Raw genomic sequence first — 15,880 nt, forward strand, 5'->3', positions numbered from 1 at the left:
TTGAGTATGGGTAAATTAGATTTCGGAAGCATATATACAAAAGTGATAGGTCTTGCAATTCTCATACTATTGCAGGCTTGTAGCATCCAGAAATTTATACCCGAAGATGAGCTATTGTACACAGGCGGAACAGTCGATATAGTATCGGACACCATCCTTAAAAATAAATCTGAACTCACTTCTGTGCTCGAAGAGGTGATACGCCCTAAGCCAAATAGCAAGCTATTAGGAATGAATCTGGGCTTATATTATCATTATAAAAGTCGGAAAGAAAAGCCAGGTTTTTTGAACAAGTGGTTAAATAAGCAACTGGGTCAAAAACCTGTGTACAGAAGTGATGTTGAGACTTTTCAAGTAGAAGAACTTCTTCGAAATAGATTAGAAAACCGCGGTTTTTTCTACAGTCAGGCTTCTTCTGATGTTATTGAGGACGAAGTGAAAAAACGGGCGTCCGCAGTTTATACAGTAAAGGTGCCTACCCCTTATCGTATGGCGACCTATCAATTAGATACCCTGTCACCCCCTATTTATAAAGAGATGATAAGTAGTGTAGCAACATCCAAATTGAAACCTGGAATTCGTTTTAATTTAGCCGCACTTAAACTAGAAAGAGAGCGAATTGACGGTGAATTAAAGGAGAAAGGGTATTACAATTTTAATCCTGGATTTTTGATATTTGAGGCAGACACCAATCAATATAAAAACAAGAGATTTGACCTGTTTTTAAAGCTGAAAAAAGATGTTCCTAAAGCAGCTATTTTGCCTTATACTATCGATAAAGTAAACATTTATGCTAATTATGATCTTGAAAGGGATTCGCTCCAAATGGATATTACAAGGTTTAATGAAAAAAACTTTATTCAGGAAAATGAATTCTTTAAACCGAAACATTTAGATCCTTTTATTACGATTGAAGAAGGAGAATTATACAGTCCAATCATTTCTAAAAATACAGCGCGTAGGCTGTCTACCATAGGTGCTTATAAGTTTGTGAATATTCAGTATAAAGAAATAGATTCTATGGCTACCGACAGCACGGCAAGTTTGGAAGCAAATATTTATCTATCTCCATTAAACAAACGAGCCGTGAGAGCCGAATTGCAGGCCGTGACTAAATCGAATAACTTCGCAGGCCCCGCATTCGGACTCACTTTCAGCAATAGGAATTTCTTAAAAGGTGGTGAAACCTTGAATACTAGCGCTAACGTAGGTTATGAAGTGCAGGTGGCAGGTGGCGATCAAGCAGGGCTCACAAGTATTGTATTAGGAGCAAAATCTGAACTTATTTTTCCCAGAGTGATTGCCCCTTTTAAAATAAATACAGATTTTTTTGAGTATGCTATACCAAAAACCAAAACAGGAATTGGCGTTGAATATTTAAGTAGAAGTCAGTTATATACACTTCTTTCAGGGACTGCTCAATTTGGGTACACTTGGAATGCCAACAGATACGTCCTTCATGAGATAAATCCAATCTCTATTAATTATACCAGGTTATTAAATACTAGCCCGGAATTCGAACTAATTCTCGAAGAAAATTCATTTTTGCAACGAAGCTTTGAGCAACAATTTATATCGGGTCTTACATATTCATTTACCTACAATGGAATGGTAGATACTTCTAAGAAACATCAAATATTTCTCAATACTACCTTCGATATTGCTGGAAATAGCATCAGTTTATTTGGTCAGCAACAAGAGGGGGTAGATTCGAAAACTTTTTTGGGAACAGAATACGCACAGTACGCAAAGGTTGATGCAGATATTAGATATCACTTTAACTTCGGAAAAGATCAAAAAATAGCGACACGATTATTTGCTGGCTACGGCTATGCGTATGGTAATTCTGAAGTATTGCCATTTATTAAGCAATATTACTCAGGAGGCCCATATAGTGTCCGTGCCTTTCGAATAAGGTCCTTGGGCCCTGGAACGTATATTGGGGACCCAGATGGCACAGGTACTTTTTTTGATCAATCTGGGAACATTCGCCTTGAGGCTAATATTGAATATCGTTTTCCAATATTTGGGTTTTTGAAGGGGGCCGTTTTTGCCGATGCCGGAAATATCTGGTTATCTAATGAAAACCCACAACTTCCCGGTGGAAAATTTTCAAGTAGTTTCATGAGTGAGTTAGGAATGGGAGCAGGCTTTGGCCTCCGTGTGGATGTACAGGGCTTCGTTATTCGTTTTGATTTGGCGGCTCCTTTTCACGATCCAGCTTTAGAAGAAAATAATCGATTCGATTTTAGAGTTGACGAACCCCTATTGAATTTTGCTATAGGATACCCGTTTTAAATTTTATTGAGAATGAAAGAACCTATACCAGATGAAACACTAAAACGACATTTTAAGTTCAAGGATCTTCCCAGCTTGCTTATTACTACTGCTAAGTCCTGGTTTAATAGTGAGCCTTTTGAGAAAAGTGCTGTGGTCGCTTACTATGCTATTTTATCACTACCAGGATTGGTAATTATTATTTTAAACGTGGTGGGTGCCATTTGGGGTAGAGAAATTGTACAGGGAGAATTACTTAATGAAATAACTAAAGCATTAGGTACAGAGACAGCAGAAACTATCCGTGTAATGATGGTTGAGCGAGGTGATACTCCTACCTCAGTGTTTGCGACGGTTATTGGTGTTACAGTTCTCTTATACGGAGCTACCGGTGTGTTTTTTCAAGTTCAAAATGCATTAGACAAAATTTGGGAAGCTAAGCCACGCTTTACAAATAGCATTATAGAGACTATTTTTACTCGATTTAAAAGTTTTGGATTCATTCTCATTGTAGGGTTTTTACTCCTCATTAGTTTTGTTCTAACATCTGCTTTAAGTGCTTTTGGAAATAATCTAAAGCGATTCATCCCGGAAAGTTTAGTCGAATTCGTTTATATTTTTGATGTGGTTATTTCCTTATCGTTTATTTACTTTTTGTTTGCAGCCATGTTTAAAATATTACCGAATGCCACAATTCCCTGGCGTGCAGTTCGCATTGGGGCCGCCTTGACTTCTCTACTATTTGCTGGTGGAAAGTATTTATTGGCAATCTACTTTAGTGAATTAGAACCGGGATCAACTTACGGCACTGCAGGATCTCTAATTTTGATTATGTTGTGGGTTTCTTATTCGAGTTTAATTCTGTTTTTTGGAGCACATTTTACTAAGGCATATTCTGAAAAGTATTTAAGGAATCAACCCAAACAAGTACTGCAATAGTTGCGATTTACCTTACTATCCATTCCATTTTTAATTTTATGTGATCTTTTTCATACTAAAATTATGATTTTCAGTAAATTACGTAGAAACACCTATTTGATTCGATTAGAATAAGTTGTACTATTATAATGGCTTATTATCCCTAAAGTGCTTTAAGGCTTTAATAAGCCTTATTTGCGAAATAATATAAAATTACTTTTTTGAGATTCGCAATGGATACAAGATATCAGCAATCTCTTTAGTGATATAGTGAGTGTTTCTGAAAAATAACCGTATCACCTCCGGCTGAATTTATTTAAATCACTTTCTAGCAGGAAGTGTAAAAATCATAATTAATCGAATATTAATTTTAAGAGCTAATTATTATGGCAGGAGAAGGACAAGATAACTTATGGCCATTACCAAAGTTTTATTTTGATGTAAAACTCGGTTCAAATCATAAAACTGTGTCATTTCAGGAGGTATCAGGCTTGGATACTGAGTCACAGCTTATCGAATACCGGCATAATGATAACAAGATGTTTTCAACCGGTAAAATGCCCGGCATATCCAAATCGGGGAATGTTACCCTCAAGAAAGGAATTTTTGTCAATGACAATAGTTTCTGGACATGGTACGATGCTATAAAAATGAATATAATAAAAAGAGAGACTGTGACTATTCAACTATTGGATGAAAATGCTAGTCCCACCATGACATGGACTTTGGCGAACGCATGGCCTACAAAGATTTCCAGTACCGATATGAAGTCGGAGGCCAATGAGGTTGCTGTTGAATCGCTAGAACTGGCACACGAAGGTTTAACTATTAAAAATGGAGGCTAATGGAGACCTATTATCCGCCTCTCGGTTTTTATTTTCGATTGAGTTTTAGTGACGAAGCCGGAAAATTGGATGCTGCTTTTAAGGAAGTTTCGGGAATAAGCATGGAAATGGGAGTAGAGGAAATTGTAGAAGGTGGGAACAATAATTTTAAACATAGAGTTCCTACTTCAGTAAAATTCTCAAATTTAGTGTTAAAACGAGGCTTAGTGCCTAAAGATTCTGGTATTGTAGACTGGTGTCAGAGAACGTTGGGTGGCGGACTTATGGAAACTATAGAAAATAAAACCATTAATGTTGAGCTATTAAATGAAAATGGCGATCCACTTATGTCATGGAATTTCTTCAATGCCTGGCCGGTAAAATTGGAAACTTCCGATCTCAATTCGATGAATAACGAAATCGTTATTGAAAGCTTAGAGTTTGCTTATAGTTATTACAATTAGTAAAGTTCTGGAATTTGATCCATTAATTTTTAAGTTTAACTAAGTCTCAAGAGTTTTAGAATGAGCGGTGATGCTCGATAATATTTATCAGAAAAATTCAATGAGCAACAAAAAAAGGTCCCGAGATTTCTCTCAGGACCTTTTGATAAAGTATAAACTTTAATTGTTCTTAGAACATATCGAAGAATAATTTAGTTTCAGGTGCATCTCCACCAATAGCAGCGGCAGCAGCATCATAACTTTCTCCATTCAACGTTTGCTCAACAGTTGGATATGTATAACGGTTTGGGTACCCAGACAAAGCCTCGGTTGGTTCAGCCATTACAGGGTAATCAAGTCTTCTAATAGAAGTCCATGATTCCATTCCTCTATTAAATAAAGCAAGCCATCTTTGAGTACCAATAACTTGTTTCCATGCTGGAGTAGAAGAACTAGCCGTGATAGCACTGTTGTAATCTACAGTTGCTTGAGCTAAGAAATCTGAAGCTTCAGTGGCAGTACCACCCCAGAAAGTTATAGATGCTGTAATTCCAGCATCATAATGATTCTTAGCAGTTCCACCTACAGCGTATCCTCTTGCAGCAGCTTCGGCTAATAAGAATTCAACCTCAATATAGTCCATTAAAAGTCCTGGTAAAGTAGGATCTTGAAATTGAGCAGCATGCTTAGAGTGATCTGCATAAGCAGAAGCAGAACCAATTTCACCACCAACAAATAAACCATCAACAGGCTCTAAGTAAAGAGGTCTTCTTGGATCATTAATAGCATTCATGATATCAGTTAAGGTTTTACCAGCGATAAAATCTTGTCTTCCACTTAACACTAAATCAACGTAAAGAGGATTTGTGTTTGGATCTGAAGATGAATAAGTATAAGCAGCGTTATCAGCACTACTAGAAATAAGACCTGCTGAGAAAGCATTTTCAACTGTACTTTGAGCTAAAGCAGGGTTTACATCAGATAATGTAATTCCCATTCTTAATTTCAAAGAGTTTGCAAACTTCTTCCAGCTAGCTGTATTTCCATCATAGATTCTTTCATCATCAGCACCAAAACTACCAATACCAGTATTTAAGGCATTTGAAGCAGCAGTTAAGCGACTAATAAGATCTGTGTAAATAGTCAATGCATCATCGTAAGCTGGTGCAAGGTTATCAGAATCAAGTGCTTCTGTATAAGGCACATCACCAAAAGTTTCCACAAGGTTAGCATACGTATATACTGTTAAGATTTCAATGATCGCTTGCTTATTAGGCTTTTGAGCATTAAGTTCTGGAGTAGAATAAGTAGTTGCCTCAATTACTTTGGAAGCTTCATTAAGATCTTTTAAAACATCTTTGTATAAAGCACTCCAGTGGTTTTCAGGAATCTGACGAGTAACCTGATCGTAGTTACTTTCATCTGTGTAAGTGGACTCTTGTAAATACTGAACCCACAGTTTCGTATTGTTTTGGTTCACATTTAGTGAAACCATTTGGTCCACCAATTGTTTTTCAGCCGAAATAAACAAGCTCTCTCCACTTACAGCCGAGGGATCTTTTATGTTTTCATTCAGGCTTTCCAAACTATCTGAACATGATACGGCGATAAATACCGTAACGAGAATTAAAATTAGTTTTTTCATATTTTTTAGAATTAAAATTGTGCTTTAATATTGAACCCATAATCTTGAGTTGATGGAAGTGATCCAGTTGAATAACCTTGTAGGTTACCAGAAGATAATCCAGACTCAGGATCTGCATGAGGTAAATCTTTGCTGATGATCCAAAGGTTGTTTCCGGTTACAGTAAATGTAAGACCAGTCATAAACGTATTGGAAAGGAATTTAGCAGGAAGATTGTACTGAAGTGCAACTTCTCTTAGTTTCACATAACTTGCATCGTAAACGAATGCAGCGTTAGGTAATCCTCTTCTATATCCAAATGCACCAAAACGGTCCGCTTGAATTCTAGCAGTGTTAGTTGAACCATCAGGATTTACACCTTCATTGATAAATCCACCACCATCGGCTAATGTATTTCTCACAGGATTTCCAAGATCGTTAGTAAATGCTGTTTCAGCATAAAGACCTGTAGCTTGACCATAATATTGATCTAATGAGAAAATACTTCCTCCTTGTTGAATGTCAACTAAGAAACTAAATGTTAGGTTCTTATAGTTGAATGAGTTTGAAATACCCATTAACCAATCAGGATTCGTATCACCAATAATATTATTAGAAGTTCCAGTAGCGATGTATTGTCCATTAGCAGGATCAATAATTGGCTGTCCATTAAGGTAAGTATAATCTGTACCGAAAATCACACCATAAGGCTGACCAACTTGAGCATTGATTGTAACACCACCTTGGAATGAACCTAATTGTAATGTTTCAATACCTTCAGCTAAAGAAAGAACTTCATTCTTATTTTGTGTCCAGTTTGCACTTAATTTCCAATTAAAGTTATCGTTTTTAATAGGAATAAAGTATGCAGATAGCTCAATACCTTTGTTTTCAATTTCCCCTGCGTTAAGAATCTTACTAGAAGAACCAGTAGCAGTAGTAACAGGAACTCTTACAATTTGATCGATAGAGTTTGTTTTGTAGTATGCTGCATCAAAACCAATTCGGCTGTTTGCAAATTTCATTTCCAAACCAGCTTCAAAACTTTTTGTTCTTTCAGATCTTAAGTTTGGATTTTTAGAAGAGTTTGCTACAGATGTTCCAACGTCGGCGTTAATAACATAAGTGTCATATAAGAAGTCAAATGGAGCATCATTACCAACTTCAGCATAGTTTGCTCTTAATTTACCAAAAGAGATTGCATCTACATTTAATAATTTGCTAAACACAAAACTTGACGATATAGAAGGGTAGTAATAAACACTTTCATCTGTAGGTAGTGTAGAAGAGTGATCTCTTCTTACTGTACCATCGATAAATAAAGTATTACTAAATCCTAAAGAAGCACTTGCATAGATACCATCTACTCCAATTTTCTCCGCTCTTTCAACCGGGTTTGGAAGTGGGTCACTTGAATTCTGTAAAGAATAAAGTCCTGGAACTACTAATCCACCTGAAGTAGAAGCAGTAATAGATTGGAACTCTTGTCTTCTAATGTTTGTTCCTAAGATACCGGACAAGTTGATATTATCAGAAATATCGGTATTAAAGTTTAACATTAAATCGTAGTTAGTTTCAGTATTCGAGATATTTCTTCTTAAATATCCAGAATCTACATTTCCACGTGTTACACCAAAAGATGTAGGTACAGAACCAACAGCTCTACGCTCTTCTTGAATTTCACTGTAAGTATCTGTTGCAACTCTTGCGGTTGCATTTACCCAATCAGCAAACTCATAATTCAAAGAGAAGTGACCAATAAAACGATTTCTTTCGTCATTTTGGAAATTCTCATATCGTGTCCAGTAAGGGTTATCCCAGAAGATAGGAGCAGATCCAGCGTCACTAGATCCTGGGTTCCAAGTAATGTTTCTTCTAGTTGAGAAATAAGCATCTCTTTGTTGGTCAATGTCAACGTTAGTTTGCCACCATTGCTTAAAGTTACTTATAATGTTATCACTATAACCAGTAGAGTTACGTCCTAATCCATCAGTTTTGATGTAGTTAGCTAATCCAGTTGCAGTTAATCTGTCAGTTACATTGATAACACCACTTAAGTTGAAATTATGCTTGTTGATTTCACTATTTGGCATTAAACCTGACTGGTCTAACTTAGTGTAAGATAATCTAAAAGATCCTTCTTCAAAGCTCTTATCGAATGCGATAGAGTTTGTAAGAGTAATAGGAGTTTCAAAGAAATCTACAGGACCATTGTCTGCTGCTCTCCAAGGAGTTTTAGTTTTATAGTTTGGAAGGTCCGGATCGAATGAATCCCATTGGTATACCAATAAGTTTGAATCGAAAGGAGCACCATAGGAAGCATCTTCAGTATAAGGTACTACAAGACCACCATCATTGTTGATGTTGTCATCATACCAATATCCATCAGGTCCACCATAATAGTGTCCATAACCAGCACCATATTGGTTCTGATAATCAGCAAAAGTGCTTTTGTCAACGAATCCAATATTTACCCCCGTGTTAAGTGAGATACCAGCACCTTTTGATCTTTGTCCTTTCTTAGTAGTGATCATTATCACTCCATTTGCAGCACGAGATCCATATAGTGCAGATGCAGCAGCACCTTTAAGAACATTTATAGACTCAATGTCATCAGGATTAATGTCTGATGCAGCATTACCATAATCATAGTAATTACCACTTGCATTGTTCTGACCGGTACTATTTGTGTTTGTATTATTAATTGGCACACCATCGATTACGAATAACGCTTGGTTACTACCAGTTAAAGATGTATTACCTCTAATTACAGCATTTGTAGATCCACCAAAGTTAGTGTTTCTTTTAATCTGTAAACCTGATACTTTACCAGATAAAGCATTAGTAAGGTTTCCACTTTTGTTTGTTGCAATGTCTTCAGCTTGTAGTTCCTGAGTAGAATAACCAAGAGATCTTTTCTCTCTGGATATACCAAGAGCCGTTACTACCACCTCGTTTAACGCTTCTCCTTCAAGAAGTGTTACATTAAGAGTGTTACTTGTTCCAACGATTTGTTCATTTTCAGAATAGCCAACATAGCTAAATACTAAAGTTTGTCCTTCCGAAGCTTCAAGAGCATAATTACCATCAAAGTCGGTTTGAGTTCCTTGTGAGGTGCCTTTAATAATAATGTTTACCCCAAGAAGTGGTACTCCGGAGCCATCCGTTACAGTACCTGATAACTGTTTTTCCTGTGCAAATGAAGTCTGCGCAAAGAAGACAGCTAGCAAAACTAGCATAAGTTTAAAATTTTGTCTCATATTTTGTTTATTTGTTAAGATGTGCAAAGATATTGATTTCTTTATTGTTTTTCACTTCGATTTTTAATTTTTTATTATCTCTGCTTTAACGTAACGATAACATTTATGTAATATTACTTGTGGCATTTCATAAAAAATTGGGAAATTCCGCCATATTTCATTCAAAATTAGAGCGCTACTAATCTAATTACTTAATTATTAGTTAATATGAGCCCTGAAACACAAAAACTATTATTTTTACAGTCAATAAAAATTTAACAAAATATGGCCAAAATTTTAGGGATCGGATCCAGAATTAACCATTCTGAATACGGAAAAGGGGTAGTTACTAATGTAACTTCTACCTTATATTGGGTGACATTTATAGAAAATGGCTTAGAAACAATCTCAATCGATGCAGAATTTGAAGTTATTGAAGCCACCGATGATGATGTGGATACGATTAGCTTTTATGAAGTAGAGAAAAGTTTAAAGGACATTTTAAAAAAATGGAGTGATGTTAGTGAAATTGTACCGCTAGCCGATAAATGGAAAGGTGGAAAGATTATTTTACAACCAAAAGATACCAGTCTATCTGATAAAGAAATTCCTATAGATACCTTTTTTCACAAAATAGTCATGTTAAGGGATCGTCTTAGAGTCATGGAACAAAAAATTAATGCTAATAAGAAAATGGATGAACAGGACAAGATAGACCTTCAACAATACATTACAAGATGTTATGGAAGTCTCACAACATTTAACGTGTTGTTTAAAAGCCAGTCACAACATTTTAAAGGTGATAGTTCAAAATAGGCTTGCTTATTGTTAGAGCAACAATGTCCAATAGTTATATATTAAACCAAAAACTTAATTTTTATGGAAGAAATACAACAGCAGAATCAAAACTTGTTAATTAAAGAATTATCGATAGACCAAAAAGCAGCCTTTTATAGAAAGACCTATACGCATCTGGCGTTTGCCGTACTTTTGTTTGTGTTGGTTGAAATGATTTTCTTTCAAATCCCTGCAATTTTAAAACTGGCAATTTCTTTAACTGAAGGATGGCTTTGGTTGGTAATGTTAGGCGGATTTATGTTGGTGACCAGTTATGCCGAAAAAATGGCGGTATCCAGTCATGATAGAAACAAACAGTACTTAGCTTTATTACTTTATGTGATTGCTGAAGCTTTTATCTTTATTCCCTTAATTGCGATGGCAATGGTAGTAGCAGGCGATGGCGGATTTGAAATTTTAAATCAAGCTGCAATTCTTACACTTTCCTTGTTTTCAGGCTTGTCGGCAATAGTATTGCTTACCAAAAAAGACTTCTCCTTTTTAAAATCTATCCTGGCCATAGGATTCTTTGTAGCGTTAGGATTAATAATTGCCGGAGTATTGTTCGGATTTAATTTAGGTTTATGGTTTAGTGTTGGTATGGTTTTACTTGCATCCGGATCTATTTTGTATCAAACTTCCAATATGGTTCATAAATATAGTGAAGATCAATACGTAGCTGCTTCACTAGGTTTGTTTGCTTCACTTATGTTGTTATTTTGGTATATTTTAAGCATTCTAAACAGGAATTAAAACAATGAGGTTCTCATTAAAAAGGATCTTAAATAAAATAAAACCTTTAACCACGACTGCGCGAATATTTAGCTCTTACTTATTCGTGCATTCGTGGTTTCTTATTTGAAAGTGTTTAGAACTTCAGACAGCAAACCTTAAAACACCATATTTGTATATACTATTTTGTTAGTTAAAGCGTTTGTTTACAACGGTATATTAGTTATGAAAAAATAATTGTTATATTACCCATCCCAAACCTAAATGATGCTACTACTACAACCAGACCAGGAAATTGCATGGATGGCTCCTTATGCATACGCAATAGTCTTATTTGGATTTATATTATTCCTATTTAGAGTTTTCGAAAATTGGTATGCTTCAAAGTATAACAAACCCCTATTTCGTCATTATTGGGTGTTTAAGAAATTACCAAAAGTCCAATTGGATATTATTGAAAAGGAATTCGAGTTTTATAAAAAACTTTCAGAAAAACATAAACGACAATTTCAACACAGAGTTGCCACTTTTATAGCCGAAAAGAAATTCATAGGCAGAGAAAATCTTGAGGTCACAGATCGCATGAAGGTCCTCATAGCTTCCGCAGGTTGTATGCTTAGCTTCGGAAGAAAAAATTACGAATATTCACTTATCAATTTCATTCTCATCTATCCGAAGGAATTCTACAGTGCGATAAATGACGATTACCATAAGGGTGAATTTAACCCTCGCGAAAGAGCTTTAGTGCTATCATGGAAGGATTTTGAACAAGGCAACAAAGTAGCAGATGATAATATGAATTTAGGAATTCATGAGTTTATGCACGCCATGCAGCTTGAATCCAGACAGAGTAAAGACATCGATGCCGTTCGTTTTGCGAAACAGTTTCAGAATATATTGGTACAACTAACCGATCAGAATGTCAAGAATAAACTCGATGAAACAAGATATTTCAGAGCCTATGCCTTTACTAATCAATACGAATTTATGGCAGTACTGGCCGAATACTTCATCGAATCTCCAATGGACTTTAAACGTCATTTTCCGAAGTTATATAGCCACACTCAAAAATTATTGAATTTCACTTTTGCGGGCTACTAGTTTGTTTAAGAGAAATAGTGGTAAAATTTTGATAAGCGGAGTTATAAATTACTCGCGATATCTTTTGAAATTTGCTTCGCATGAATTCTCGAATTCTCAATAAACCACTTATGAGTTTCGGTGCCTCCACAAATTACTCCTGCGAGATAAAGTCCGTCGACATTAGATTCCATAGTATCAGAATTGTAAATGGGTTTTTTATTTTCTTCGGAAAGAGTCACGCCCATGGCTTCCAAAAATTCGAAATTAGGTTTGTAACCGGTTAACGCCACCACATAATCATTCGGAATTGTTTTCTGCCCTTCTGAAGTATTTACGATCACCCGGTCTGCTTCGATTTTTACAATTTCAGAATTAAAAAAAGCCTTGATGCTACCTTCAGCTATCCTGTTTTCAATATCCGGTTTTACCCAGTATTTTACACGATCACCTATACTGTCTCCTCGCACCACCATAGTTACATCGCCGCCTTTACGCCATATTTCCAGCGCAGCATCTACCGAAGAATTGCTCGCGCCAACGACAATTACCATTTGCATGCTATAAGGATGCGCTTCTTTGTAGTAATGCAATACCTTCGGAAGTAGTTCGCCTTCTACATTGAGCATTTTAGGAAGGTCGTAAAAGCCGGTACAAACAATAACCTTCTTTGCCGTGTACGCTTGTTTTTCGGAAGTGACAGAAAAAACATCACCTTTCTTCTCCACGGAAATAACCTTCTCGTATAAATTAATATTGAGTTTATTGGCGGTTGCCACTCGCCTATAATATTCTAAGGCCTCATTCCTATTAGGTTTTGGGTTGCTGCTTATAAACGGAATCTCATCAATCTCCAGTTTTTCAGAAGTAGAGAAAAAAGTCATATTCAAAGGATAGTTGAAAAGTGAATTGGTAAGCGCGCCTTTTTCTAGAACCACGTAATCCCAATTATGTTTTTTGCACTCTAGCGCACAAGCAATACCAATGGGTCCTGCGCCAATGATAAGTACATCTTTAATTGAGTTCATATAACAAGAATTGAAATAGGTAAGGACTTACTGTTCCCGGAAGTGATTTTATTTAAGCAGCTCCTTCATCCCCTTAATTGTCTCAGTCGGATTATCTGCCTTAAAAACGTAACTTCCAGCAACCAATACATCTGCTCCGGCCTCTGCAAGTTGCTTAGCGTTTTTATTGGTCACCCCACCGTCAATTTCAATTTTAGTCGATGCCCCTTTTTCGTTAATTAAGGCTTTTAATTGTCGCACCTTATCAAAGGTGTTTTCAATAAAACTCTGTCCTCCAAAGCCTGGATTCACACTCATTAAACACACTAAATCAATATCTTTTATAGTGTCTTTAAGCAAGTCCACATTCGTATGCGGATTCAAAGCAACTCCCGCCTGCATTCCTTCAGCTTTAATCGCTTGCAAGGTTCTGTGCAAATGTGTACAAGCTTCATAATGTACGGTAAGTACATTAACGCCCAGATCAGCAAAAGTTTTTATGTATTGATCCGGATTCACAATCATTAAATGTACGTCGAGCGTTTTTTTCGCATGCTTGGAGATGCTTTTAATAACGGGCATTCCGAAGGAAATATTTGGCACAAAAACTCCATCCATAACATCAAGATGAAACCAATCGGCTTCACTTTGGTTCACCATTTCAATATCGTGTTGAAGATTGGCAAAATCGGCTGCTAAAATGGACGGGGCAATTAAGGTTTTACTCATGGAGCGTGTACAAAAGGATTAATAAGTCTTGTTATTTTATCTGTAAAAGGTGTTTTTTCATTAAAAATATCCAGATACGATTTTATAGTAGTTAAATCGGTTTTTGTTTTCACAACATTAAACGTCGAACTATAGCTGGCAAAAATAGGAAATTCTATGTCGTGATGTATCAAAGTTTCGATTTTATGATGCCTTGGGTCATCTAGAATAACATCAAAAAGCCGTTCAATTTGTTTTTTTTCACCTTCTAGCACCTGGAAAAAATTTCCAAATCCGAATAGAAGAATTCCTGTAATCCCCGCTTTATTGTTATTTAATTGTGTTGTTTCAAAAACTTCATTAACATCTTGGTCGGTAAAGCCTTCCGATAACTTACTTACATAACAAATAGTGTGATTCATCTTTTGCGTATATACAGCAAGATACAAAAATGTTAAAATTCGAGCGAAAAAATTTATTCAAATCAAATTTCGATAGCTATGAAGGAGTTTTTAGATGTTAGATTTTAGACAAAAGATATAAGACTTTGATCTTAGAATAGATAATTATAACCACAAAGCACACAAGGTTTTTCACGAAAGACACAAAGAAGTGAAATCTAAAAGATCCTACCCTTATTTTAAGGGGAGGTGCCGAAGGCGGAGGGGTCTCTTCAAGATGAAATGCGTTCACAAACTATTTTTTAAACCACAAAGCACACAAAGTTTTACACGAAGGAAAAAATTAAATCATAAAATGAAAAAACCTCCGGTAATCAGCCGGAGGTCATTCATCAATCAAAAAACGAACAGTCTTAATAACCGCAAAGCGGTCATCTAATACTGTTGTTGCGTTTATAATTCACGCGCAAGCGTGAATCTTATTCTTATTATTTTGTTCCCACGATAGTGGGAATCTTATATAAACTTTTTAAAAGTCTGTTGTGCCCAATATAAGAAACTTTAGCAGGAATCTAAATTCTTTAACTAATTATCCTAAATAGGTCATTAATATTCTACTTCTAGAAGTATGCTTTAACCTTCTAATCGCTTTCTCTTTAATCTGTCGAACTCTTTCTCTGGTAAGATCAAAGGTTTCACCAATTTCTTCAAGGGTCATCGGGTGTTGATCGGCCAATCCAAAGTACAATCTTACTACATCAGCTTCTCTCGGTGTAAGCGTCTCTAAAGCGCGTTCTATTTCTGTACGCAATGACTCATGTAATAAGGCGCGGTCCGGATTTGGTGATTCGCCCGAACGAAGTACATCGTATAAATTTGAATCTTCCCCTTCCACTAATGGCGCATCCATAGAGACGTGACGTCCGGAATTCTTCATAGATTCCTTCACATCATTGATCGTCATATCCAATTCCTGCGCAATTTCTTCGGCAGATGGCGGACGCTCATTCGACTGCTCCAGAAAAGCATACATCTTATTAATCTTATTGATGCTTCCAATTTTATTCAATGGCAGTCGAACAATACGTGATTGCTCAGCCAGCGCTTGTAAAATAGATTGTCTAATCCACCATACAGCATACGAAATAAACTTAAACCCACGGGTTTCGTCAAAACGCTGTGCCGCTTTTATAAGTCCTAAATTTCCTTCGTTGATAAGATCGGGAAGAGTTAGCCCTTGATTCTGATATTGCTTTGCTACCGATACAACAAAACGAAGATTTGCTTTTGTTAATTTCTCTAAAGCGAGATGGTCACCCGCCTTAATGCGTTGTGCCAATTCCACTTCTTCGTCTGCAGTAATTAAATCGACCTTGCCAATTTCCTGTAAGTATTTGTCTAAGGATGCAGTTTCGCGGTTAGTTACCTGTTTTGTAATTTTCAGCTGTCTCATGTACGAATCGAGTATTAAATTGTGTTGCTATATAGTTATACGTAATATGAGAAGTAAAGGTTACAGAAAGGGATAATTTTTTTGTTTTTTCTTGCTTTTCTAAACCACAGGATCTTTATTTAATACTGAGAATTGAGAATTGAGAATTGAGCATTTGGAATTTGGAATTAGATTTGGGCATTTCCCAACTCCATTATATTCCGTAGGGTCGCGCTATCCGTTGTAGTTATAGCTCGGCAACCGCCGCTCGCTATAAGCTGTCACTACTATCACTAATGCATTTGATACAAGTCGCTAATTTGAAAAATGGTAAACTTGAAAATTATGTATTATAAGA

General features: G+C 36.2%; 13 protein-coding genes. 7 read left to right on the top strand and 6 right to left on the bottom strand.

What is annotated here, in order from left to right; all coding sequences use genetic code 11:
* Positions 1–6: 6 nt before the first annotated feature.
* The 4 genes from tamL (at position 7) to BXY75_RS12320 (ending at position 4,483) form a co-directional block, all read left to right on the top strand.
* Entirely contained in the window at positions 7–2,298 is a 2,292-nt protein-coding gene (tamL, locus tag BXY75_RS12305; protein WP_121908062.1) for a translocation and assembly module lipoprotein TamL, read from the top strand.
* Between the two features lie 12 nt (positions 2,299–2,310).
* Positions 2,311–3,216, top strand: coding sequence for a YihY/virulence factor BrkB family protein (locus BXY75_RS12310; protein WP_121908063.1), 906 nt, complete (start codon positions 2,311–2,313; stop codon positions 3,214–3,216).
* Between the two features lie 365 nt (positions 3,217–3,581).
* Positions 3,582–4,040: a phage tail protein gene (locus BXY75_RS12315; RefSeq protein WP_121908064.1), complete on the top strand. Its 459-nt coding sequence runs from the start codon at positions 3,582–3,584 to the stop codon at positions 4,038–4,040.
* Positions 4,040–4,483, top strand: a complete 444-nt coding sequence (locus BXY75_RS12320) for a phage tail protein (RefSeq protein ID WP_121908065.1) — start codon at positions 4,040–4,042, stop codon at positions 4,481–4,483. The genes BXY75_RS12315 and BXY75_RS12320 overlap by 1 nt, the downstream gene beginning before the upstream one ends.
* A gap of 169 nt (positions 4,484–4,652) precedes the next feature.
* On the opposite strand, the gene BXY75_RS12325 is transcribed toward BXY75_RS12320, so the two are convergent.
* Together BXY75_RS12325 and BXY75_RS12330 are read right to left on the bottom strand one after the other, a co-directional pair.
* Positions 4,653–6,107, bottom strand: coding sequence for a SusD/RagB family nutrient-binding outer membrane lipoprotein (locus BXY75_RS12325; RefSeq protein ID WP_121908066.1), 1,455 nt, complete (start codon positions 6,105–6,107; stop codon positions 4,653–4,655).
* Positions 6,108–6,118: 11 nt separating this feature from the next.
* On the bottom strand, positions 6,119–9,325 hold the full coding sequence (locus tag BXY75_RS12330) for a SusC/RagA family TonB-linked outer membrane protein (RefSeq protein ID WP_245962968.1): 3,207 nt from the start codon (positions 9,323–9,325) through the stop codon (positions 6,119–6,121).
* Positions 9,326–9,610: 285 nt separating this feature from the next.
* Here BXY75_RS12330 and BXY75_RS12335 point away from each other — a divergent pair, with 285 nt between their 5' ends.
* From BXY75_RS12335 to BXY75_RS12345, 3 genes are all read left to right on the top strand, one after another.
* Positions 9,611–10,141, top strand: a complete 531-nt coding sequence (locus tag BXY75_RS12335) for a hypothetical protein (RefSeq protein ID WP_121908068.1) — start codon at positions 9,611–9,613, stop codon at positions 10,139–10,141.
* Between the two features lie 63 nt (positions 10,142–10,204).
* The gene (locus BXY75_RS12340; protein ID WP_121908069.1) at positions 10,205–10,915 is read left to right on the top strand and encodes a Bax inhibitor-1/YccA family protein; all 711 of its coding nucleotides are present in this window, start codon (positions 10,205–10,207) and stop codon (positions 10,913–10,915) included.
* Positions 10,916–11,158: 243 nt separating this feature from the next.
* Positions 11,159–11,995, top strand: a complete 837-nt coding sequence (locus BXY75_RS12345) for a zinc-dependent peptidase (RefSeq protein ID WP_121908070.1) — start codon at positions 11,159–11,161, stop codon at positions 11,993–11,995.
* 41 nt (positions 11,996–12,036) lie between these two features.
* Here BXY75_RS12345 and BXY75_RS12350 read toward each other — a convergent pair whose 3' ends face one another.
* From BXY75_RS12350 to BXY75_RS12365, 4 genes are all read right to left on the bottom strand, one after another.
* Positions 12,037–13,002, bottom strand: a complete 966-nt coding sequence (locus BXY75_RS12350; protein WP_121908071.1) for a YpdA family putative bacillithiol disulfide reductase — start codon at positions 13,000–13,002, stop codon at positions 12,037–12,039.
* A gap of 48 nt (positions 13,003–13,050) precedes the next feature.
* Positions 13,051–13,710: a ribulose-phosphate 3-epimerase gene (gene rpe / locus BXY75_RS12355; RefSeq protein WP_121908072.1), complete on the bottom strand. Its 660-nt coding sequence runs from the start codon at positions 13,708–13,710 to the stop codon at positions 13,051–13,053.
* Positions 13,707–14,111, bottom strand: coding sequence for a BLUF domain-containing protein (locus BXY75_RS12360; protein ID WP_121908073.1), 405 nt, complete (start codon positions 14,109–14,111; stop codon positions 13,707–13,709). The genes rpe and BXY75_RS12360 overlap by 4 nt, the downstream gene beginning before the upstream one ends.
* 568 nt (positions 14,112–14,679) lie before the next feature.
* Positions 14,680–15,543, bottom strand: a complete 864-nt coding sequence (locus BXY75_RS12365) for a sigma-70 family RNA polymerase sigma factor (RefSeq protein WP_121908074.1) — start codon at positions 15,541–15,543, stop codon at positions 14,680–14,682.
* Between the last annotated feature and the right edge of the window lie 337 nt (positions 15,544–15,880).

It is taken from the genome of Ulvibacter antarcticus (assembly GCF_003688405.1).
Classification (GTDB): domain Bacteria; phylum Bacteroidota; class Bacteroidia; order Flavobacteriales; family Flavobacteriaceae; genus Ulvibacter; species Ulvibacter antarcticus.